Below are 21,008 nucleotides of genomic sequence, written 5' to 3'. Positions count from 1 at the left end.
GTCAGGGCGTATCGCCACAGTATATGCGATTAACGGGGACGATGTCCCCTGTGGAATAAGCGTAGTCAACCGGCACACCCGCTGCCGGGCAATGAAGTCAGGGCGTATCGCCACAGCATAGGCGGTTAACGGGGGCCATGCCCCCTTTGGGACAGGGCGCGGCGCACCAGCACCTGGGCCACCGCCCCTACCGGCACGGCCAGGATCATGCCGGGGATGCCGAACAGCCCGCCCCCCGCCAGCACGGCGATCAGGGTCAGCGCGGGACTCAGGCCCAGCGCATTGCCGAACAGCCGGGGCAGGATGATGTAGTTATCCAGCGCCTGTGCCACCAAAAGGTAGCATAGGCCGCCCAGCACCACCTGCGTACCGTCCATCAGCCCCACCAGCGCCACCAATGCCCCGCCGATCAGCGAGCCGATATAGGGGATGAGATTGAGCACCGCCACCAGCACCCCCACCAGCGCCCCGAACCGCAGCCCGGAGAGGGAGAAACCGGCCATCAATACCAATGCCAACAGCGCGGTTTCCACCAGGCGCGCGGTAACGTACTGGCCAAAGGCCCGGTCCACCTCCTGGACCAGGGCGTGTAGATGCCGCTGCCGCTCCCGGGAGAGGAACAGCCCGGTCAGCCTGCCGGCGATGGCCGCTAGCTTTTCCCGCTCCGCCAGCAGGTAAAACGACACCACCACCCCCAGGCCCAGGTTCATCAGAATGCCCAGCCCGTTCATCAAATGGTAGGCCACCTGCCCCGCCAGCGCGCTCAGGTTTAGGGTCAGCCCCGCGGCCGCCTCGTCCAGCGCGCGCAGCAGCCCCTCTGTCAGCGCCGGGTCGCTCAACAGCGGCACCCGGGCCAGCAGGCCGCCAAGCTGCGCTTTGAGCCCGGCCATATCCTGCGGCAGGCAGGCTGCCGCGTCAATCAAATTGGCGTAGACAGCGGGCAGGGCGTACGCCGCCGTCAGCGCCAGCGCCCCGCCGATCAGCGCGTACAGCAGCCCCAGCGAGAGTGCGCGGGCCTTTTTCTCCAGCCCGGGGAAGATCCGAAGGCAGCCCTTTTCCAGCCCCGAGGCCAGCGGCCGCAGGATATAGGCCAGGATCATTCCGCAACTGAGCGGCAGCATGCCCTGCCACAGGCCGGCCGCCGCCTGCCCCAGCGCGCCCCACAGGTTCCCCAGGGAGGAAAGCCCCTGCTGAAACAGCAGCAGGGCAGCCGCGGTTACGAAAAGATAGAGGGCCGGTTTAAAGTACCGTGGATCGGGCTTTCGCATCCGCATGGGTCACCTCCTTTGGGCTATCGCCCCTTGTTCCGCTCATTGCAGCACTGTTTTCCATAGTACAACGCCCGCCAAATGCGTTGCAGCTTTGCCCTGCTTTACACTCCGGGGCTATCGCCCTTTTCACCGCTCACCACGGCTCTATTTTCTATAGGGTAGTGCCCGCCAGGGGCGTTACAATTTCGCCCTGCTTTACGTTCAGGGGCTGTCGCCCTTTATTCCGCTCATCGCGGCACTATTTTCTATGGGACAGCGCCTGCCAAGGACGTTGCGGTTTTGCCCTGCTTTACGTTCAAGACTTCATCTCACCACAAGTCTGTCATTCCGAGCGTAAGCGAGGAATCTCTCGACGTCCTCTTGGTTTTGTCGGTACCAGGCTGCATTGATTAAACACTTCGCCAACTGCCAATGCGTGAGATTCTTCGCGCGGGCTTTGCCCGCGCTCTGAATGACAGGGGGGCTATCGCCCTTTGTTCCGCTCATTGCGGCGCTATTTTCCATAGGGCAGTGCACGTCCCCCTTTACTCCTATGCGGCGCCGGGCGACAAGATTCCCCTGGGGCTATTGCCCTTTTCACCGCTCACCACGGCCCTATTTTCTATGGGGCGGTACCCGCCAAATACGTTGCAGCTTTGCCCTGCTTTATTCCCCTGGGGCTATTGCCCTTTTATCCGCTCTTCACACTTCTATTTTCTGTGGGGCGGTACCCGCCAAATACGTTGCAGCTTTGCCCTGCTTTATTCCCCGGGGGCTATTGCCCTTTTATCCGCTCATTGCGGCGCTATTATCTATGGGGTGGTACCCGCCAAATGCGTTGCAGCTTTGCCCTGCTTTATTTCCCGGGGCTGCCGCCCTTTGTTCCGCTCATCACTCCGCTATTTTCCACAGCACCACGCCCGCCGGGGACGCTAACACCCGCTTCCCCTTTGCGGGCCGGCATCCCCTTTCCCGCTGCACCGTCGCGCCATAATTAAGACAAAAGACAGATAATAAGGCGAGCGGTCCGCCTCATTTCCCGGCGCGGTATGTCATAAAATTGAAATTTCACAATTTTTACCCTTTGCGGGGGGGTGATTCTATGTTAAGATGAAGCCGTTTGGTGTTGCACCATAGAGATGGAGAGAGGGGTGCTACAGATGGACATAGCACAGATTCTGGCGGTGGTCATCTTTATCGGGATGTTTTTGATGATCGTGCTGGACAAGTTTGAACGGCATTGGATCACCCTGGGCAGCGGCGCGCTGGTGCTGGTGGTGGTCTTTGGCCTCTGCATGCAGAATTTCGAGGCGATTTGGGATACGCTGAACCTGCAAAGCGTGGTGATGCCCAGCTTCTGGTACGGACAGGCCTCTGAGAGCACCGGCGGCATCAACTGGGAGACCATTATCTTTATCGCCGGGATGATGGTGATGGTGGAGGGCATGGGCCGGGCGGGCTTTTTCCGCTGGCTGTGCCTGACGCTGGCCAAGGCCGTGCGCTACCGCACGGTGCCGCTTTTGATCTGCTTTATGTGCATGAGCGGGCTTTTGGCCATGTTTATCGATTCGATCACGGTGGTGCTTTTCCTGGCGGCGGTGACGGTGGAGCTGAGCCGGGTGCTCAAGTTTGACCCGGTGCCCATGATCCTGGCCGAGATCTTCTGCGCCAACCTGGGCGGGGCGGCCACCATGTGCGGGGATCCGCCCAACATCATCATCGGCACCTCGCTGCACTACACGTTTTTTGACTTTATCACCAACACCGGCCCCATCGTGGCGGTGTGCTTCGTGCTGACGGTGGTTTACTTTTACCTGTGCTTCCGCAAGCGCTTAAAGGCCAGCGACAGCGCCCGGGGCGAAGGGGTGGCCTATCCCGAACCTAAAGGCGCCATCACCAATAAAAAGGCCTTTATCGGCGCGGCGGCGGTGTTTGCCATCGCCATCGTGCTGCTGGTCACCCACGCGGAGACCGGGCTGACGGTGGGCTGCATCGGCGTGCTGGTGGCCGCGCTCACCCTGCTCATCACCGCATTGACTGCAGGCGGCGGGGATGTGCGCTACATCTTCCGCCATATCGATTACAAAACGCTGCTGTTTTTCATCGGGTTGTTTATCTCCGTCAGCGGGCTGGAGCACACCGGCGTGCTGGTGGCCATCGCGGAGTTTATCGGGGTGATCAGCGGCGGCAACATCGCCATCATCATCGCCATCGTGCTGTGGCTCTCGGCCATCGCCAGCGCCTTTGTGGACAACATCCCCTTTGCCGCCACCATGGTACCGGTCATCCAATCCATGGCTGCTACCCAGGGGGTAGATTTAAACATGCTGGCCTGGTCCCTGTCCCTGGGCACGGATATCGGCGGCAACGCCACCCCCATCGGCGCTTCGGCCAACGTGGTGGGCACCTCGGTTGCCGCCAAGAGCGGGCACCCCATCGGCTGGGGCAAGTACTGTAAGTATTGCGTGCCGGCCACGGTTATGGTTATAATAGTATCAATGGTATGCTTATATATAAAATACCTGTAAAGGGTGGGGGAAGATGTATCAACAGCTGATCGTTACCATCGGCCGCGAATTTGGCAGCGGCGGGCACTACATCGCTGAAAAGCTCTCGGAGCGGCTGGATCTGCCGCTGTTTGACAAGAAGATTTTAGAGCACGTGGGCTACTCCCAGGAGGATATCCACAAGTACGACGAAAAGCCGGGCAATCCGCTGCTCTCCCGGCGGGTGGGGCGCTTTTCCAACTCCATTGAGGAGGTACTGGCCGAGCGGACCTTTGACTTTATCCGCGAGCTGGCGGAAAAGGGCGAGTCCTTTGTGGTGGTGGGGCGCTGCGCCGAGCAGGTGCTGCGGGAGAACCCCAACGCCTACTCCATCTTCGTGCTGGCCGATGAGGCCACCAAGGTCAAGCGCATTGCCGAGCTGTATACGCTGACCGAGCGCAAAGCCCTGGAGCTGATGCGCAAGCAGGACCGGCGGCGCAAATATTACCACAACACCCATAGCGACATCAAGTGGGGGGATTCCCGGGGGTACGACCTGTGCATCAATTCCAGCACCCTGGGCGTGGATAAGACGGTGGAGGCCATCTTGCAGTTTTTGGCGTTGCGTAAGGACAAGTAAGCGGCACGCAGGGCAGGCGGCTTTCGCTTTAGGGGCGCGGCGACTAAAGCGCCGGGGATGCCCCCGATGAGCGGTAAAGTAAAAAAAGGCTCCGGGCCTATAGCCCGGGGCCTTTTATGTTGTCGCGGCCCTACAGCCACTGGACAAAGCCGGTCTTATCTACGCGGTTATAGCCTGCCTTTTCGTAAAAGCGCAGGGTGCCCGCTGCCTTGGAGCCGGTGAGCAGCATCAGCTTATAGCACCCGGCCTGGCGGGCCCGCTCCCGGGCCGCGTGCAGCAGCCCCAGTCCCAGCCCCTGGCGGCGGAAGGCCGCATCGCACACCACGTTTTCCACCAGCGCATAGGGCCGCCGGCCGTGGGTGAGGTTGGGCAGGATGACCAGCGTGCAGGTCGCCCGGGGCACGCCCTCCACCTGCGCCACCAGCACCTGCATGCAGGGGTTGGCCAGCATTTCGGCCCAGGCGGCCGTTGCCGCTCCGTCCGGCGCCGCGCGCTCCCCAGGTTTAAGCTGGGCATACAGCGCCAGCAGGGCGGGCAGGTCGCTTGCCACAGCCTGGCGGATGGTGTGCGCCATCGTTCCGTCTCCTTCCATCATTTCCTGTCCTAGTCCTCCCGGGCAGCCACAGGCAAGGTGTACTAATGAGGGCAAAGCCGCGCTTTTCCCGCCTGTAGCCTGATCTCCGTCATTCCGAGCGGCGCGAGGCATCTCTTTACAACCTCTTAGCGCTGTCTATACCTCCCGTTCCGATAATCCCTCGCCTCCCTCTGCCCGAGGGAGGGGGACCGCCGAAAAGGCGGTGGAGGGAGAGATACCGCGCCGCATAGATTCAGCACGACCAACTACAAGACGCAGGAGATTCTTCGCTCGGCCTTGCGGCCTCACTCTGAATGACACGCCATTACCTTTTTGTCATTCCGAGCGCAGGCGAGGCATCTCTTTACAACCTCTTAGCGCTGTCTATACCTCCCGTTCTGATAATCCCTCGCCTCCCTCTGCCCGAGGGAGGGGGACCGCCGAAAAGGCGGTGGAGGGAGAGATACCGCGCCGTATAGATTCAGCACGACCAACTACAAGACGCAGGAGATTCTTCGCTTCAGCCTTGCGGCGTAAACCCAGCACTTTTCCCGCCTGTAGCCTGATCTCCGTCATTCCGAGCGGCACGAGGAATCTCTTGGCTACCGCTGGGCTTTGCCCCTGCCGCGCCGTATTGATTCAGCACGACCAACTACAGGACGCAGGAGATTCTTCGCTCGGCCTTGCGGCCTCACTCTGAATGACAGGGCTATCGCCCTTTTTCCGCTCTCTCCGTTGTTCTTTTCTATTGTACTACACCCGCCACCGGCTTATTTCCGGCCCTTGCCCTAGGCCTCCTCCAAAATGGCCAGGCCCCAGGGGGGCAGGCTGATCTCCTCCTCCGGTGCGATGGGCTTGCCGCCCACAAGCTCGGTGGCCGGGCCGCCGAACCAGTGCAGGCTGCGCCGCAACCCCGAATAGTTGAACAGGTAACGCACCGCTTTGCCCGCCCGGTTGCGCCCGCCCCGGGCGATCAGCGGGAAGTGCAGCGGCGGCGGGGCGATCCCCGCGTCCTTTGCGGCGGCCAGCGCCACGGCCTCCATGGCCTCCCCTTCCGGCAGGTAGCACCCCAAATACCAGGCCGCGCCACGGCCATAGGCATTGCGGGTCAGCGCCGCATAACTTCCCCAGAAGGGATGCGCGTAGCTGGCCAGCACTTGCGCGCCGCAGGGAGTCAAAAGCTCCATCCATCCGGCGGCTTTAGCCCCGGAAATGCCGGGCAGCTCCCCCTCCAGGGGCACCCCGCCTGGCAGGGTGAACTGGCTGTAGCTGGCCCCGAACACCTCGCTTAGCCCCGCGGGCTGCAGGGCGGCGCGCACCTTGGTCTCCTCGTCGCTAAAGCCGAACTTGAAGGTGGCCAGCAGATGCCCGCCGTCCGCCACGTAGCTTTTCAGCCTTTGCAAAAGCCCATCCTCCGCACAGTACAGCGCCGGGGCGATCAAAAGGTCGTAATCCGCCAGATTCGTACTCTCCGGGCCGATAAAATCGCAGCCGATATTCTGGCGGTAGAGCGCGTCGTACACCCCGCGCACCACGTCGTTGTATGCCACCCCGTCCCCCATGGGGAAGGCTTTGACTCCAGTGAGCGCCTCGTTAGAGACCAGGATGGCCACCCGGTTTTCCACCTTTAGGTCGATCAGCTTATCGCTCAGCCGCGCAAAGTCCGCGCCGATGGTGCAAGCCTCCTGGTAGGTGGGGTTGGGGGCAAAATCCTGGGAGAGCAGGCCCTTCCAATAGGTCTCGTAGCTGTTGTGGATGGAGTGCCAGTGCCAGTACATCACCCCGTTTGCGCCGCTGGCCAGGTGGCTGAAGGCCTGCAGCCGCAGCTGGCCCGGGTAGGGCAGCCACTGGGGGAAGCCCTGGGCCTCGGTCTCCAGCACCAAAAAGTTATCCTTTTTGAGCGAGCGGCTCATGTCCCCGCCAAAGGCGATCTCCGCGCCGGTGAGGTGATCCTGGGAGGGGTGGTAGATATCCACCCCCGCAAAGTCCAGCGGGGCGCAGGCGGCAAAGTGATCCACATCCGGCTGCACGCCGAAGGAGTAGCCCCGCCAATCGTAATCAAAATTATGGGTGATGAACTGATCTTCCCGGCGGTATTCGTTGACAATATCCGCCTGCCACTGCAAAAACTCTGTGACCAACTCCCGTTGGAAGCGGGCGAACGCCCCGGTCAGCGAGGCGTTGATGCTGCCCCGCACGTCCGGAAAATCCTCCCAGGCGTCGATGCGGTTGGACCAGTAGTCCAGCCCGAAGGCCTTGTTCATCGCCTCCAGCGAGCCGTTAAAGCGCCGCTTTAAGTGCGCTACGAACTGGCGCTGCACGCTCTCCCCGGCGGTGCCGTAATGCTTGGTCTCGTTATCCAGCTGGTAGCCGATGACGCAGGGCGCGTCCTTGACGTGTTCGAGCAGTTTACGGATCACCCGCTCGCCGTAATAGCGGTAGGCCGGGTGGGTGATGTCCATGTTCTGCCGGTGGCCGTACAGCCCCCGGCCCTGCTGCGTCATCGCCAGCACGTCCGGGTGCCGGGCCGCAAGCCAGGCGGGGATGGCGTAGGTAGGCGTGCCCACGATCACGTCGATGCCCGCCTTCTCCATGGCGCAGAGCGCCCGGTCGATATGGGTAAAATCGAACACGCCGGGCTGGGGCTCCAGCGTGGACCAGGTGGATTCGGCAATGCGCACGGTATTGATGCCCGCCGCCCGCATCATCTCCACGTCCTTTTCCAGCCGCTCGCAGGGCATGTATTCGTCGTAATAGGCCGCGCCGTAGCGCAGCTTGGGGAAGTGCTTCATCTTCTATCCCTCCCGGCCTTCCCGGTCGTAAGCGTCCATCAGGGCCAGGCCGTCCTGGTGGTGGCCGGCGTAGTTGGCAAACAGCCAGGCCTCGATCATCCGCAGCGCCTCGGGCACGGTGATCATCCAGGCGCCGGTGCAAAGGATATTGGCGTTGTTATGCTCCCGGCTCATGATGGCCTGGAAGATGTCAAAGCACAGCGCCGCGCGCACCCCGGGCACCTTGTTGGCCGCCATGGCCATGCCCTGGCCGGTGCCGCACAGCAGGATGCCCCGGTCCACCTGGCCGGAGACCACCAGGTCCGCCACCTTTTTGGCCTCGGTGGCAAACAGGCCTTCCTGGGCGGAATCGCACCCCACGTCGTAAACGCTGTAGCCGTTTTGCTCCATCACCCGGAGGATCTCCACCTTAAAATCGTAGGCTGCCGGGTCGCACCCCATGGCGATCTTGAGTTGTTGCTGCATGAATTTTTCCCCCTTCTTTTACTGCTTGTAACATTATAGCGCCGCCAGGCGGGCCAGCGCCTCCTCCTTGGTGGGGAGGAAGCACACCTGCCGCCCGCGGTTGCTCTCGCGGATAAAGTCCTGCAGGGGCTTGCTGGTATAGCGGGTAAAATCCCCGTAAAAGGCCGCGCGTATCCCGTAGGTGACGAACTTTTGCAGGATCTCCCCGGCCATGCCACTGCTGAGGATGAAAAATTCCGCCGGCATGGCCCGTTTATCCACGGCCACCCGCTCGGCCCCGGCGGCGTATTTGACGTCCATGATCAGGTCCAGCGCCTGTGCAGCGCTTGCGATGCGGGCACCCGCCCCGCCCAGGTGGGCGATGGGGATGCCGTCTATGATTAAGGTTTCGATATCCATGTTTTTTCTCCTTTCATTTTTCCATATCCCGCGCTTTCTTTTTTCATTCTACCATATTTTGCCCGGCAGTGCGCAGGGAAGGCCGGGCGGTTTTTTGGGCGCGCGGGGGAAAGGGCGGGCCGGGGGCGGGGAAGGTTAGACGCCTGCCCCGTGCAGCGCGGTGCGGGCTGGGGTGGCTTTTCAGGCGGGCCAGGCAGCGAGCGGTTGAGCGGGGGGCGCGCGGGAAAAGTACAAACCGAGGCGGAAAGAGTTAAGACGCCTGCCCGTACAACGCGGTGCGGGCCGGGAGGGTGCAAAGAGATTCCGCGCATTCGCTCGGAATGACGGGGTTGTAAGCTGTCGGGCGGGTGGAAAAGTATGGGTTTTGTTCGGGGGAAAAACTTAACGCAAGGTAGAGAGGAAAGTTAAGGAACGACTCCACTAGGTTAAGGGGGAAGGGGGATTCCGATTTCCCCCTTTACCCCCTTAACAATCCCTAATCCCCCCAAACGGCCACTCCGTGGTGGGGACGGAGGTTTCTCAAGCTCTCCTATGCAGATAAACAGATATATTTTCCACTCGTTTCGCCTATACTCTGCCCTTCGGATCAACCCATACTTGCCTCCCTCTGACGAGGGAGGTGGCGCGCCTTTAGGCGCGCCGGAGGGAGAGATTCCTCTGCATTTCCCGCCCGCAGTCTGGCCTTCCCGCCGACCCTTGCGCACACAAAAAAGCGCCCCCGAAAAACGGGGGCGCTTGCAGCAAATGCGGTTTTATTTGGCCACGATGTTGACCAGCCGGCCGGGCACCACGACCACTTTTTTGATCTCCTTGCCCTCCAGCATGGCGGCGATCTTCTCATCCGCCAGCGCGGCGGCCTTGGCCTGCTCTTGGGTGGCGTCGCTGGGGAGCGTGATGCGCCCGCGCACCTTGCCGTTTATCTGCAGGGCCAGCTCCACGTGGGAGCGGGTGAGCTTGCTCTCGTCAAATTCCGGCCACTTCTGGTTGAATACCGAGTAGGGGTAGCCCATCTTTTCCCACAGCTCCTCGATAAAGTGGGGGGCAAAGGGCGCCATCATCAGCATTAGGTCGCGCACCACTGCCTCCAGATAGGTCCCGTCCACGTTGCCCTCGCCCTCGTACTTGTACAGGGCGTTGACCAGTTCCATCATCCGGGCGATGGCGGTGTTGAACTGGAACTTCTCGGTATCGTTCGTCACGGCCTGGATGGTGCGGTGGCGCACGTACTCCACCTCTTCATCGGAGCGGCCCTTTTGTCCGCGCAGGGCGATGGCACGCTCTACCAGCCGCTCCACCCGGTCTAAAAAGCGGGCTACGGACTTGATGCCGTTGTCGTTCCAGGGGCCGCCCTCGGTGTAGGCAAAGCCGAACATCAGGTACATGCGGAACACGTCGCTGCCGTATTGCTCCACAAACCCGTCGGGCGAGATCACGTTGCCGCGGGATTTGCTCATCCGCATCCCGTCCGGCCCCAGGATGATGCCCTGGTGTACCAGGGATTTGAAGGGCTCGTCAAAGGAGAGGTAGCCCAGGTCCCGCAGCGCCTTGGTAAAGAACCGGGCGTAAAGCAGGTGCATGCAGGCGTGCTCGGCGCCGCCCACGTACTTGTCCACCGGCAGCAGTTTGTTGGTCCACTCCTTGTTAAAGGCCTCGCTGCCGTCGTGGGCGTTGGGGTAGCGCAGGAAGTACCAGGAGGAGCAGACAAAGGTGTCCAGCGTGTCCGGGTCTCTGCGGGCCGGGCGGCCGCACTTGGGGCAGGTGGTGTTCATAAAGCCCTCATGGCTGGCCAGGGGGGAGGAGCCGTCCGGGGTAAAGTTCACGTCGTAGGGCAGCTGCACCGGCAGCTCCGACTCGGGCACGGGCACGGTGCCGCAGTGCTCGCAGTGGATCATGGGGATGGGCGCGCCCCAGTAGCGCTGGCGGCTGACCAGCCAATCCCGCAGGCGGTAGTTGACCTTAAAGCCGCCCTTGCCCTGCTCTTTCAATTCGTTTAAGATGGCCTCCCGGGCCTGGGCTCCGGTCAGCCCGTCCCGCTTATCGCTGTTCACCAGCACGCCGTCCTCGCAGAACGGCAGCGCATCCTCGCCGCCGTCGGCGGACTTGATGACCCGCTCGATAGGCAGGTCATACTTGGTGGCAAAGGCAAAGTCCCGCTCGTCATGGGCGGGCACGGCCATCACCGCGCCGGTGCCGTAGGAGTAGAGTACGTAATCCGCCACCCAGATGGGCACCTTGCGGCCATTGATGGGGTTGACGGCATACGCGCCGGTAAACACGCCGGTCTTTTCCCGGGTGGTGGAAAGCCGGTCGATCTCACCCATGCGGGCGCACATCTTTTGGTATTCCTCCACCGCCGCCCGGTTTTCGGGGGTGGTGATCTCGTCCACCAGCGGGTGCTCCGGGGCCAGCACCACATAGGTGCAGCCGTACAGCGTGTCCGCACGGGTGGTAAATACGGTAAAGCCGTCCTTGCGCCCGTCCAGCGCAAAGGTGACCTCGCCGCCCACCGAGCGGCCGATCCAGTTGCGCTGCATCATCTTGGTCTTTTCCGGCCAGTCCAGCTTGTCCAGGTCGTTTAACAGCTCATCGGCATACTGGGTGATCTTAAAGAACCACTGGGTCAGGTTGCGCCGCTCTACGATGCTGTGGCACCGCTCGCACGCCCCGTCCACCACCTGCTCGTTGGCCAGCACCGTGTTGCAGCTGGGGCACCAGTTCACCGGCGCCTCCTTGCGGTAGGCCAGCCCCGCCTCGTACAGCTTTAAAAAGATCCACTGGGTCCACTTGTAGTAGTCCGGCATGCAGGTCTTGATCTCGTAATCCCAGTCAAAGGTCGCGCCCATGGCTTTGAGCTGGCGCTCCATGGTCTCGATATTTTTAAAGGTGGAATCCTGCGGGTGCACGCCGGTCTTAATGGCGTAGTTCTCCGCCGGAAGCCCGAACGCGTCAAACCCCATGGGGTGGAACACGTTGTAGCCCTGCATGCGCTTAAAGCGCGCCCAGGAATCCGTGGGCCCGTAATTGTACCAGTGGCCCACGTGCAGCTTGGCCCCGGAGGGGTAGGAGAACATCTCCAGGCAGTATAATTTGTTGTCCGCATCCTCTTTGTTGAAGCGGTACAGCCCGGTCTCCTCCCATTTCTTTTGCCATTTGGCCTCTACCCGTTTGGCGTCCATGCTTAATACTCTCCTTCCAAAATCCCGTTTCGGGTCAATGCGGGCCAAGGGCGCGCCCCCGGCCCCGCATTTTCGCTACGCTTGTACCCAACCATTATAATGAAAAGGGCCTTAAAACACAAGCGGCAGCGGCAAATCTCTGGCGGGTGGGATGGAACTCAGCGGTGGGGAATAATCCAAAAACGTTATTGGGGAGAGCAAGGCCGTAAGGGCGCGCGAAGAATCTCTTGCATTGGCAGTGGGCGGGGCTTTGCCGCCGTGGCAGGGGTGACAGGTTGGAAAGACAGCAATATGGGCGCCAGCCGTTTCCGGGCTTTGACGCAAAAAAACCCGGCCTTTGGGCCGGACCGCAGTTTTGCGCTATCCCCTGGACAGCTCCTTCTCGCAGGCGGCTGCGGCAGCTTCCACCGCCCGCAGCAGGCGCGGGATATCCGGCTCCTTGGGCCCTGCGCAGTCCCGCAGGATCGACAGGTACATAGAAAAATCCGTCAGCGCCAGCAACAGGCATTTGCATTCGCCGTCATTGGCCAGGGGGAATTCCTCCTTCACCAGCGCCAACAGGGGGGATAGTTTGTCAGACATGCCAACGTCCTCCTTATATAAACTTTCGCCTTAATTTTGGTCATGGAGCAGGCGGGATATTTCCGCTTCGGTTATGCCGGTCGCTTGGGCGTATCTGCGCAGCTGTTCGGGGGAAGCGTTGCACAGCAGGCGGCGCAGCAGGGCACGGCTGTCCGCATCCATTTTTAACCATAGGATAAACGCCCGGCGGATATCATCGTCCATAGCGGCCTCCCGCAGGTAAATTTGTAGGTTTTATTGGGGGCATCTCTCCCTCCGGCGCACCCATTGGGTGCGCCACCTCCCTCGTCAGAGGGAGGCAAGTGTGAGTTAACCCGAAGAGCAGAGCATAAGCGAAACGAGTGGAAAACATATCTTTTTATCTGCATAGGAGAGCTTGAGAAACCTCCGTCCCCTCCACGGAGTGGCCGTTTGGGGGGATTAGGGATTGTTAAGGGGGTAAAGGGGGAAATCGGAATCCCCCTTCCCCCTTAACGAATAAAATTCGTTCCCTAACTTTTCTCCCTGTCTCGCAATATCCTCGTTTTCTCCCTGAATAAAACCTATAATTTATCATAGAATAGAATTTATAAACTGTCAATAATTCAAATAATGACATTAGATAAATTAACAAAATGGGAATGCTTGACGCGTTTTGCGTCCGAACTTAAACTGAATAAAAAAGGAAGATGGAGGCGGAAACGGTGGGAGAGCGTTTATACAGGCTGCGCGAAGAACTTGGTTTGAGTCAGCGGGCGTTTGCTCGCAAAGTAGGCATATCTCAGGCCACGGTCAGCGCGGTGGAGCTGGGCAAGCGCGAGCTGTCCACCGGCCAGATCAAAATGGTGTGCGGCGCCTTCATGGTGAACGAGGCGTGGCTGCTGCGCGGCGAGGGCGAGATGTTCCAGCCCGCCAAAGACGCCAATGAATTTCTGGAGGCCCTTAACCAAATGGACGCGGGCATGCGCCAGCTTACCCTCAAAATCGCCCGGCTGATCCTGCAAGAGCAGGAAAGGCGGGAGGGGAAGTAGACTATCGACTCATATGGGAGGGTATAGGTACAAAATGGATGCTAGACAGGAACACTACAGAAGACTGTTACTTTTTGAACAGTTGTTTGAGGGCAAGAATAAGTTTAAAGGTCCATTATTTCACTATACAAGGAGGCAGGGACTTACTGGAATCCTTCGAAGTGATAGTTTAATATTTTGGTTTTCGGCGGCTAATAAGTTAAATGATATGGAAGAAGGAGAAGAAATATATTCCATTGTTTATGCTGTAGGCAACAAGTTATTAAATGAACACAACATTTCAGAAGATTTTTTTAACTGTTTATTGAATTGTTGGATTTTATCTAAAGTAGTCGCACCCTTTAGCTATTATACTGATGATGGTGACAAAAGAGAGATACTAGATGAATATGATGTTTATATTTTATCTTTATCAAGATCTAAAGACTTGGCTTCAATGTGGAGAAGTTATACTAATCTTCCAGAACATGATGGTTTTGTAATTGGACTTGATCAAAATGTAAAGGATTATTTTCTATCTAGAACTAAGGACTTATACTATCAAGCTGTGCATATGCAGTTTAGAGAAATCATTTATGAAGATAGTATAAAACATAAAATACTTTACAATGATTTGCTTTTGCTTTATAAATATTTTTGTGAAGCTAAGGAGCGAGCTCAAAATTTTGTTATGGTATATTTATCCTCGCTGAGGTTTTCATTTAAAAATCAAGGATTTTGTGATGAACATGAAGTGCGCTTTATTGTTAAGTTGCCAAGCAATGTGCCTTTGCCAGGATGTAGCAAAAAACCTTACAAGATAGAAATAAGAGAAGGAGATGGGTATAGTATACCTTATATAGAATTCCCTTTACCCAAAAAATATTTAAGCAGTATTACCATTGCACCTACGATGGCGGTAGACGAAACAAATCTATACTTACGATCTTTATTGCAAAGCAGGATGTATGACGACAATCAAATACAGTTGGATGCTTCTAAAATAAAACTCCGTTTTTAAAAGTGTATATAGCAATCCACAAGCCAAAGCCCCCGGAACTCCGGGGGCTTTACCCTTACCTTTTCTTATTTTATCCTCACACGCGCGTCAAGTGTCAATCCGCCGCGTCCGCTGGCAGCCCCAGGATAAAGTCCTTCAGGGCGGCGTTGCGCGCCTCGGGGCAGGCGGCCGGGCCGGGGAGGGTGGTGAGGCGGGCGGGGCAGCCGCCGGCCTTGAGCCTCTCCAGCAGGGCGGGGGCCTCGGCATCCTCCGGCGCGGCGTAAAGGGAGAGGGCGGGCTTTTCGCAGCCCAGGGCGTCGGCAAGCGCGGGCAGGGCGTGCGCCGCGGCCTGGCCCCCCTCCGGCGTGCCGAATACGTAGGCATACTGCGCCGCGTTCCAGTGCGGGGCCAGGTTTTGGGGCGTGGGCTCCAGCAGCCCGAAAAAGCTGGCCGCCCTGCCGTAGCGGCCGGGGTGCTTCAGCGCCAGGCGCAGCGCCGCGTATCCCCCCATGGAGAACCCGGCGATAAAGGTATCCTCCCGCCGCTGGGATACGGGCAGCATCTGGCCGATCACCTGGGGCAGGCCGTTTAGCAAAAAGTCCTCCCAGGGGTCGCCCCGCTCTAGGTCCAGGCCAAAGCTGTTCTCAATGGTGGGGCAGACCACCACTAGGTCCCGCTGGGCGGCGTAGGCCTCAGCCAGGGTAAAGCGCAGCGGGTCCACACCGCTTTCCCCCTCCGCGTGCAGCAGGTAGAGTACCCTGAATTTCTGGCCGTAAAACGCCGCCTCGCTCATCCGGGCGTGGTGGGGCGCGTCCCCATATTGGGGGATCACCACATCCATCGTGGCCGTGCCGAATGCGGAATAGTTGATCTCAAGCCTTGCCATACCTTATTTCCCCCTCTTTTGAAAGTGATGCGGCGCCTCGGGCAGCTTTTCCACCGGCAGCCACTCCAGCAGGCGCTCGATATACGCGCTCCAGAAATCCCAGTTGTGCACGCCCGGGCCCTCCATATAGGTGTGGTCCAGCCCCTTGGCGCGGAAAAAGTCCCGCATGTCGCAGTTGATCTCGTAGGTAAAGTCCTCCGTACCGCAGGCGGAAAACAGCCGGGGCATGGGGTTGCCCTGCGCCAGGTTGCGCTCCACCAGAAAGCGGATCTCCCGGTCGGTGCCGATCAGGCTGTCCGCCGGCACCAGCGTGCGGCTGCCGGTGTGGCGCGCCCGCAGGTCCGCCACGATGTCCAAGGGGCTGGACAGGCTGCCCGCGCAGGCGTAGCGCTCCGGGTGGTTCAGGGCGATGCGGTAGGAGAAGTACCCGCCCATGGACAGCCCGGCGATAAAGGTATCCTCCCGCCGGTTGGAGATGGGTAGCATCCGCTGCAGATAGGCCGGCAGCTCCTGGGAGAGGTAGGCGTAATAGTCCGCATCCGCCCGGGAGGAGGTAAAATCGCGTATGCTGGGCATGACCACCAGCAGGTCCCGCGCCTCGGCCAGGTCGGCAATGCGGGTGCGCGTCAGCCAGTCGCTGTAGTTATCCCCGCCGCCGTGCACCAGGTAGAGCACCTTGAATTTTTCCGGGATGGGGGCATAGGTCACCTTTCTGCCCTCCGGGTCGCCAAAGGTCTGCCGCCGCAGGGGATAGATAATGTTCACATCCGTGCTGGCGCGCAGCGCCTGCGAGCGCAGGGTCAACCGTAAGATCGCCATGTTTTCTTCCTCCTTTTTTTATTTGATATAGGGATCAACGGGGCAGCCGCCCCGTTTCGCTTGCGCGATGCGAGCAATGTGCTTGCCTCCCTCGTTTGAGGGAGGTGGCAGGCGCAGCCTGACGGAGGGAGTAGAGCAGCCTTACCCCCGCCCCAAGCCGAGCGGCTCGGGGGCTGAAGGACAGGGGTCTCACCTTACAGCCCCGCCGGTTGGCCAGGGTAAACGCCAGTTTCCGTCATTCCGAGCGCCGGCGAGGAATCTCTTGACAACCGCCCGGCCGGGGCCCGCGCCCCGCCGTTTGGGCAATGTGCTTGCCCACATCTCACCTTACGGCCCCGCCGTTTCCGCGGCGGGCTGCGCAGGGGCGGGGAGGCCTGCCCGCGTCCGCTCCTTTTTCAGGTACCACACGTACCAGGCCACCGTGGCGGCGGCCAGCCCCGTGGCCACCCAGTACAGCCCCGCGTAGCCCAGCCCCAGAAACAGCCCCCAGGCCATGGCCCCCACGCCGGAGCCCACGTCCTTGGCGCCGAAGAACAGGGAGTTGGCCGCGCCCCGGGTATCCGGCCCGGCGTGGCGCACGGCCGATACGTTGAGCAGCGTATAAAGCCCGCTGTAGCCAAACCCATACAGCAGCCCGGCGCTCCAGATGCCCGGCTCGCCCAGGGCAGGGGTCAGGGCGATCAGCGCGTAGGCAGTCACCAGCAGGATGCCGCTGCCCACCGCCACGGGGATGTCCCCAAACCGGTCGCACAGGCGGCCCAGGGCGAACTTGGAGAGCACCAGCCCAAACACGTTCACCGTGAAAAAGGCGCTGGCCCCGCCCACCCCCAGGCTGGCCGCGAAAAAGGCCAGGTAGGTGGAAAGCGCCGTCTGGCACAGGATAAAGATCACCAAAATGCCGGAGGGCAAAATAGCCCCGCTGCGCACTGCCTTTTGCCAAAACCCGCCCTTTGGCCCTTTGGGCTGGGGCGCGTGGTCGTAGTGGACCAGCAGCAAAAGCCCCAGGCAGAGCAGGGAGGCGGCGGCCCCCACCCAAAACAGGTACTGGAAGCCCGCCTGCGCCAGAACAAGCCCCAGCGCCGGCCCGGCCGAGAGCGCCACCGCGTTGCCCAGGGAGAAGTAGCTCATCCCCCGGGTGAGGTTCTCCGGCGGCACCATGGCCGTGGCCACCGTGCCAAGGGCGGTGGTGATCAGCCCCAGCCCCGCCCCCTGCAGTATCCGCAAGGCCAGCATCAGGGGCAGGTTATCGCAAAGGAAATAGGCGGCGAATACCCCCACATACAGGGCGATGCCGGCAAAGGCTGTCTTTTTGCCGCCAATGCGGTCCACCAGCGCCGTGGCAAAGGGCCGGGCCAGCAGCGCGGCCAGCGTACAGGCCGTGGTGGCGCTGCCCGCCAGGGATTGCTCCACCCCCAGGGCCACCACGAACAGCGGCATGGCCGATACCGTCATCTGCAAACAGATGGTGGTTATACAGCTGAGCGGCGTCACCAGGATAAACGAGGGGGTAAAGAGTTTGGGGCGGGCTTTTTCCAAGGCGCTCTCCTCCTTCACAGGGTATTTACGGGGCGCTTGGCCCCTTTATGCCCATCATAGCAGAAGGATAGATTGACAAACAAACCGATTTGACCTAGGATTTATGTAGAAACTGCATAAATCCTCCGGGCATGCTGCGGCGGCAGCCGGGCCGGTGCCTCCGCCTGTAACCCTGGCCTCTGCCATTCAGAGCGTTGCCCGGAAGGACGGAAGCGAGAACCCTCACACAGCATTTCACCCGTGCAACCCGCGTAAAACAAGGCCTGAAGGCTGGCGGAAACGAAATAAGGAGGCGCGCATGAAGACCGAGTTCATCGAGGAATTTGTAGTGCTGGCGGATACCGGCAACTTTTTGGAGGCGGCCGAGCGGCTGTATATCGCCCAATCCTCCCTCTCGCGGCATATCCGCGCCATGGAGCAGGAGCTAGGGGAGCCGCTGTTTGAGCGCACCACCCGCCACGTGGCCCTGAGCGAGTTCGGCCGCATCTTTTTGCCCTATGCCCGGGAGATCGCCGCGCTGCAGGCCGGCTACCGCCAGGCCCTGGGGCGCTACCGCAGCGCGCTGGGCGGCACGCTGGCAGTGGGGCTGGTGCCCGCCGTGGCCCGCTACCCCGTTACCGATATGCTGATGGCCTTTGGCCGGGAAAACCCCGGGGTCAAGCTCAACCTGGTGGAGGAGGATTCCAATATCCTAAGCCAACGCCTGCTCTCCGGCCAGCTGGACCTGGCCTTTTTGCGGGAGGGGGAGGCCAAGGCCGCCGGGCTTAAACGCATCCCACTTTACCGGGACAGCCTGTGCGCGCTGCTGCCCCCGGGGCATCCGCTGGCCGGGGAAAAGGCCCTGCGGCTAGAGCAGCTGCGCGACGAGGCGTTTTTGCTGCTGCCCCAGGGCACGCTGGTGCACGCGCTCAGCCTTGAGGCCTGCCGCCGGGCGGGCTTTGCGCCCCGCATCGCCTACACCGGGCACCGGGGGGAGAACATGGCCCGCATGGTGCAGGGGGGCATGGGGGTGGCGCTTTTGATGCGCACGCCCTCCATGGAAATGGCGGGGGAAGGGGTGGCGGTGCTGCCCATCGTTCCGGAGGTGGCCACCACCATCAGCCTGGTCTACCCCGGGGAGCGGACCCTCTCCCGGGCGGGAAAAAGGCTGCTGGACTATGTGCGCGGGCCGGGCCGCGCGGCCTTGAAGGAGGCCTTGCCGCTGCAGGAGCCGGGCTGATGGACGCCTGGTTTTGAGCGGACCCATTTGCCGTTTGCAAAGCCCCTGGGCTGCCCCGGGGGTTTTGCCCTATCTTTACATACCTGCCGCGGGCACACGTTGACAAACAGGCGGGGTTTGCAATAGGATGGAGGGCGTATAGCGATCATGCAAGAAAGGGGAGCGCGCGATGGATAGGGAGAAGTGCTGCTGCTTTACCGGCCACCGGCCCGAGAAACTGCCCTGGGGGAGCGACGAGGGCAGCCCGGCCTTTCGCCGGGCCATGGCGGCGGTGGAGGCGGCCATCATCGCCCGGATCGAGGATGGCTGCACCTGGTTTTATACCGGCATGGCCCGGGGGATGGACCTTTGGGCGGCGCAGATCGTGCTCAAGTACCGGGATCTGGGCGCGGGCGAGCGGCTGGGGGTGCGGCTGTGCGCCGTGCTGCCCTGTGCGGATCAGGCGGCCCGCTGGAGCAGGACGAACCGGGCGCGGCACGAGCAGGTGCTGGCGCAGGCGGACAGAAAGGTGGTGCTGGCCCCCCGGTACGCGCCGGGCTGCATGCAGGCGCGCAACCGCTATCTGGTGGAGCATGCCGGGCACATCATCGCCCTGTACGATGGCCGTAGCCCCGGCGGCACCCGCCAGACGCTGGAGCTGGCCCGCCGGGCCGGGCTGGCCGCCACAGTGATCGACCCCGCCGCGCCGGCCCTCTACCCCTCGCTGCTGGGCGGGGGATGATCCCTTGTGTTATATAAGGAAGAAAGAGGGAAGGCCTGGCTCCCATCCCTGTCTGGAGCGCGGGTGGCGCTTTGCCCCCAGCGGCGGGCGGGATGGCCTGAAGTGCGCAGCGGTAAGAGCGGCCACAAGGGCGGCAGTCCCACAGCAACGCCGGATAAAGCCCAACCCTTACTGCCGTGCCCCGTCCCTTATTACAATCTCACTCCCTGAAACGACCAAAAGGGCGTATAGCCCCGTTGCAATTCGGGGACGGGTGGGTTAAAATAGAAATGGTGTTTGTAAACCCAGTTGAATTAAAGGACGAAGATTGAAGGAGGGCTTTATACATGTGCGCCAAATACACGGCTAAAACCGAAATGATCCCGGGGCTGGAGATCGAGCAGATCGTGCTGGAGGGCGAGGGCCAGGTGGCCAAACTCGCGCCGGCCAAGGGCGGCAACCTGTTTTCCTATGTGGTGGACGATCTGGAGATGCTGGAGACCCCGGCCAACTTTGACGGGGCGGGCACGGGCTACGGCTTCCCGGTGATGTTCCCCTATGCCAACCGCATCGTGGACGCCACCTTCCAGTTCAAGGATAAAAAGTATCAGGTGGTCAAAAACGGCGTGCCCAAGGTGCTGCACGGCATCGTCAACGACGAGGCCTTTACCGTGGAGGACGTTTGCGCCTGCGAGGACAAGGCCAGCGCCACCATCTCCATCGAGTTTGCGCCGGGCGGGGTGCTGTACACCATCTTCCCGTTCTACCTGAAGCTGTATATGACCTATTCCATCTCCAAAGACGGCCTGCGCCTGGATTGGGCCGTGGAGAATAAGGACAGCAAGGAAGCGCCCTTTGGCTTTGGCGTGCACACCTTCTTCAACAAGCTGGACCCGGTGACCGATACTTTTGTGACCGTGCCCAACCGCCTGATGATGGAAACGGATAACTGCTACCCCACCCGCAAGATGCTGGATACCCAGGGCACCAGCTGGGATCTGTCCGAGGGCAAATGCCTGGCGGAGATGAACTTTGACAACCTGTTCGGCGGGTTCGACTCCTCCAAGGTCTCCACCATCGAGTACCGCAAGAGCGGGCGCAAGCTGGAGCTGCGCGCTTCTGACGATATGAAGTACATGGTCATCTTCACCCCGCCCATGCGCGCGGGCGGCTTCTGCCTGGAGAACCAGACCAACGCCACGGACGGCTTCAACATGCTGGCCCAGGGCAAAAAGGATATGGGCAACGTCATCGTGCTGCCCGCGGGCGGCCGCCACGAGGGGTGGATCACCCTGCAGGCCGGCTACCTGAAATAAGGCTTAAAACGCCAGGCGGCGCTTCCGGTTCATCCCGGGGGCGCCGCCTTTTTGCCCCGGTGGCGAGCCCCCATTTGGGGCGGGTAAGGGCGATAAAAAACGGTAGCAAAAGCTAGAGCGGCATAAGCGCCCGAACTTGGGGAATATATTCCCCATAGCAAATTGACAAACGCCCGGCA

At 60.7% G+C, this 21,008-nt stretch carries 18 protein-coding genes; 7 read left to right on the top strand and 11 right to left on the bottom strand.

Annotated elements, in window-relative coordinates:
* Window positions 1-125: 125 nt before the first annotated feature.
* Window positions 126-1,274: an AI-2E family transporter gene (locus H8699_RS09660; RefSeq protein WP_249285516.1), complete on the bottom strand. Its 1,149-nt coding sequence runs from the start codon at window positions 1,272-1,274 to the stop codon at window positions 126-128.
* A gap of 1,136 nt (window positions 1,275-2,410) precedes the next feature.
* Here H8699_RS09660 and H8699_RS09655 point away from each other — a divergent pair.
* Together H8699_RS09655 and H8699_RS09650 are read left to right on the top strand one after the other, a co-directional pair.
* Window positions 2,411-3,778, top strand: a complete 1,368-nt coding sequence (locus H8699_RS09655) for an ArsB/NhaD family transporter (RefSeq protein ID WP_249285515.1) — start codon at window positions 2,411-2,413, stop codon at window positions 3,776-3,778.
* A gap of 13 nt (window positions 3,779-3,791) precedes the next feature.
* On the top strand, window positions 3,792-4,376 hold the full coding sequence (locus tag H8699_RS09650) for a cytidylate kinase-like family protein (protein WP_147517018.1): 585 nt from the start codon (window positions 3,792-3,794) through the stop codon (window positions 4,374-4,376).
* A gap of 130 nt (window positions 4,377-4,506) precedes the next feature.
* Here H8699_RS09650 and H8699_RS09645 read toward each other — a convergent pair whose 3' ends face one another.
* The 7 genes from H8699_RS09645 to H8699_RS09615 all read right to left on the bottom strand — a co-directional run bounded on the left by H8699_RS09645 (window position 4,507) and on the right by H8699_RS09615 (window position 12,568).
* Window positions 4,507-4,950: a GNAT family N-acetyltransferase gene (locus H8699_RS09645; protein WP_249285514.1), complete on the bottom strand. Its 444-nt coding sequence runs from the start codon at window positions 4,948-4,950 to the stop codon at window positions 4,507-4,509.
* 788 nt (window positions 4,951-5,738) lie between these two features.
* Window positions 5,739-7,742, bottom strand: a complete 2,004-nt coding sequence (locus H8699_RS09640) for a beta-galactosidase (protein ID WP_249285513.1) — start codon at window positions 7,740-7,742, stop codon at window positions 5,739-5,741.
* 3 nt (window positions 7,743-7,745) lie between these two features.
* Window positions 7,746-8,207 carry an RpiB/LacA/LacB family sugar-phosphate isomerase gene (locus H8699_RS09635; protein WP_249285512.1) on the bottom strand — a complete coding sequence of 154 codons (462 nt, stop codon included), beginning with the start codon at window positions 8,205-8,207 and terminating at the stop codon, window positions 7,746-7,748.
* Between the two features lie 33 nt (window positions 8,208-8,240).
* Window positions 8,241-8,606, bottom strand: coding sequence for a DUF4180 domain-containing protein (locus tag H8699_RS09630; RefSeq protein ID WP_249285511.1), 366 nt, complete (start codon window positions 8,604-8,606; stop codon window positions 8,241-8,243).
* A 752-nt stretch (window positions 8,607-9,358) separates the two neighbouring features.
* Window positions 9,359-11,782, bottom strand: a complete 2,424-nt coding sequence (gene leuS, locus H8699_RS09625; protein WP_249285510.1) for a leucine--tRNA ligase — start codon at window positions 11,780-11,782, stop codon at window positions 9,359-9,361.
* Between the two features lie 360 nt (window positions 11,783-12,142).
* Window positions 12,143-12,364, bottom strand: a complete 222-nt coding sequence (locus H8699_RS09620) for a hypothetical protein (protein WP_249285509.1) — start codon at window positions 12,362-12,364, stop codon at window positions 12,143-12,145.
* Between the two features lie 30 nt (window positions 12,365-12,394).
* Window positions 12,395-12,568, bottom strand: a complete 174-nt coding sequence (locus tag H8699_RS09615; protein ID WP_249285508.1) for a hypothetical protein — start codon at window positions 12,566-12,568, stop codon at window positions 12,395-12,397.
* A 479-nt stretch (window positions 12,569-13,047) separates the two neighbouring features.
* Between H8699_RS09615 and H8699_RS09610 the strand changes: the two genes are divergently transcribed.
* Together H8699_RS09610 and H8699_RS09605 are read left to right on the top strand one after the other, a co-directional pair.
* Complete coding sequence (locus H8699_RS09610; RefSeq protein ID WP_249285507.1) at window positions 13,048-13,374, top strand: helix-turn-helix domain-containing protein; 327 nt, start codon at window positions 13,048-13,050, stop codon at window positions 13,372-13,374.
* Window positions 13,375-13,408: 34 nt separating this feature from the next.
* Window positions 13,409-14,374: a DUF2971 domain-containing protein gene (locus tag H8699_RS09605; protein WP_249285506.1), complete on the top strand. Its 966-nt coding sequence runs from the start codon at window positions 13,409-13,411 to the stop codon at window positions 14,372-14,374.
* A 94-nt stretch (window positions 14,375-14,468) separates the two neighbouring features.
* On the opposite strand, the gene H8699_RS09600 is transcribed toward H8699_RS09605, so the two are convergent.
* From H8699_RS09600 to H8699_RS09590, 3 genes are all read right to left on the bottom strand, one after another.
* The gene (locus tag H8699_RS09600) at window positions 14,469-15,239 is read right to left on the bottom strand and encodes an alpha/beta hydrolase (RefSeq protein WP_249285505.1); all 771 of its coding nucleotides are present in this window, start codon (window positions 15,237-15,239) and stop codon (window positions 14,469-14,471) included.
* Window positions 15,240-15,242: 3 nt separating this feature from the next.
* Window positions 15,243-16,058: an alpha/beta hydrolase gene (locus H8699_RS09595; protein ID WP_249285504.1), complete on the bottom strand. Its 816-nt coding sequence runs from the start codon at window positions 16,056-16,058 to the stop codon at window positions 15,243-15,245.
* A 327-nt stretch (window positions 16,059-16,385) separates the two neighbouring features.
* On the bottom strand, window positions 16,386-17,594 hold the full coding sequence (locus H8699_RS09590) for an MFS transporter (protein WP_249285503.1): 1,209 nt from the start codon (window positions 17,592-17,594) through the stop codon (window positions 16,386-16,388).
* A 298-nt stretch (window positions 17,595-17,892) separates the two neighbouring features.
* On the opposite strand from H8699_RS09590, the gene H8699_RS09585 reads away from it, so the two are divergent.
* From H8699_RS09585 to H8699_RS09575, 3 genes are all read left to right on the top strand, one after another.
* Window positions 17,893-18,813 carry a LysR family transcriptional regulator gene (locus tag H8699_RS09585; protein ID WP_249285502.1) on the top strand — a complete coding sequence of 307 codons (921 nt, stop codon included), beginning with the start codon at window positions 17,893-17,895 and terminating at the stop codon, window positions 18,811-18,813.
* Window positions 18,814-18,982: 169 nt separating this feature from the next.
* Complete coding sequence (locus H8699_RS09580) at window positions 18,983-19,534, top strand: SLOG family protein (protein WP_249285501.1); 552 nt, start codon at window positions 18,983-18,985, stop codon at window positions 19,532-19,534.
* Window positions 19,535-19,860: 326 nt separating this feature from the next.
* Entirely contained in the window at window positions 19,861-20,829 is a 969-nt protein-coding gene (locus H8699_RS09575) for an aldose 1-epimerase (protein WP_249285500.1), read from the top strand.
* The last annotated feature ends 179 nt before the right edge of the window (window positions 20,830-21,008 follow it).

It is taken from the genome of Luoshenia tenuis (assembly GCF_014384745.1).
Taxonomy (GTDB): Bacteria; Bacillota; Clostridia; order Christensenellales.
The sequence above is the reverse complement of the archived record's forward strand: the minus strand, read 5'-3'. Positions and strand labels throughout refer to the sequence as shown.

Bases quoted from the DNA above. Each gene is read 5' to 3' on its own strand.
- H8699_RS09630 (WP_249285511.1), bottom strand. From the start codon at position 8,606: ATGGATATCGAAACCTTAATCATAGACGGCATCCCCATCGCCCACCTG.
- leuS (WP_249285510.1), bottom strand. From the start codon at position 11,782: ATGGACGCCAAACGGGTAGAGGCCAAATGGCAAAAGAAATGGGAGGAG.
- H8699_RS09645 (WP_249285514.1), bottom strand. From the start codon at position 4,950: ATGGCGCACACCATCCGCCAGGCTGTGGCAAGCGACCTGCCCGCCCTG.
- H8699_RS09620 (WP_249285509.1), bottom strand. From the start codon at position 12,364: ATGTCTGACAAACTATCCCCCCTGTTGGCGCTGGTGAAGGAGGAATTC.
- H8699_RS09635 (WP_249285512.1), bottom strand. From the start codon at position 8,207: ATGCAGCAACAACTCAAGATCGCCATGGGGTGCGACCCGGCAGCCTAC.
- H8699_RS09600 (WP_249285505.1), bottom strand. From the start codon at position 15,239: ATGGCAAGGCTTGAGATCAACTATTCCGCATTCGGCACGGCCACGATG.
- H8699_RS09660 (WP_249285516.1), bottom strand. From the start codon at position 1,274: ATGCGGATGCGAAAGCCCGATCCACGGTACTTTAAACCGGCCCTCTAT.
- H8699_RS09580 (WP_249285501.1), top strand. From the start codon at position 18,983: ATGGATAGGGAGAAGTGCTGCTGCTTTACCGGCCACCGGCCCGAGAAA.
- H8699_RS09585 (WP_249285502.1), top strand. From the start codon at position 17,893: ATGAAGACCGAGTTCATCGAGGAATTTGTAGTGCTGGCGGATACCGGC.
- H8699_RS09575 (WP_249285500.1), top strand. From the start codon at position 19,861: ATGTGCGCCAAATACACGGCTAAAACCGAAATGATCCCGGGGCTGGAG.
- H8699_RS09640 (WP_249285513.1), bottom strand. From the start codon at position 7,742: ATGAAGCACTTCCCCAAGCTGCGCTACGGCGCGGCCTATTACGACGAA.
- H8699_RS09595 (WP_249285504.1), bottom strand. From the start codon at position 16,058: ATGGCGATCTTACGGTTGACCCTGCGCTCGCAGGCGCTGCGCGCCAGC.
- H8699_RS09655 (WP_249285515.1), top strand. From the start codon at position 2,411: ATGGACATAGCACAGATTCTGGCGGTGGTCATCTTTATCGGGATGTTT.
- H8699_RS09615 (WP_249285508.1), bottom strand. From the start codon at position 12,568: ATGGACGATGATATCCGCCGGGCGTTTATCCTATGGTTAAAAATGGAT.
- H8699_RS09605 (WP_249285506.1), top strand. From the start codon at position 13,409: ATGGATGCTAGACAGGAACACTACAGAAGACTGTTACTTTTTGAACAG.
- H8699_RS09650 (WP_147517018.1), top strand. From the start codon at position 3,792: ATGTATCAACAGCTGATCGTTACCATCGGCCGCGAATTTGGCAGCGGC.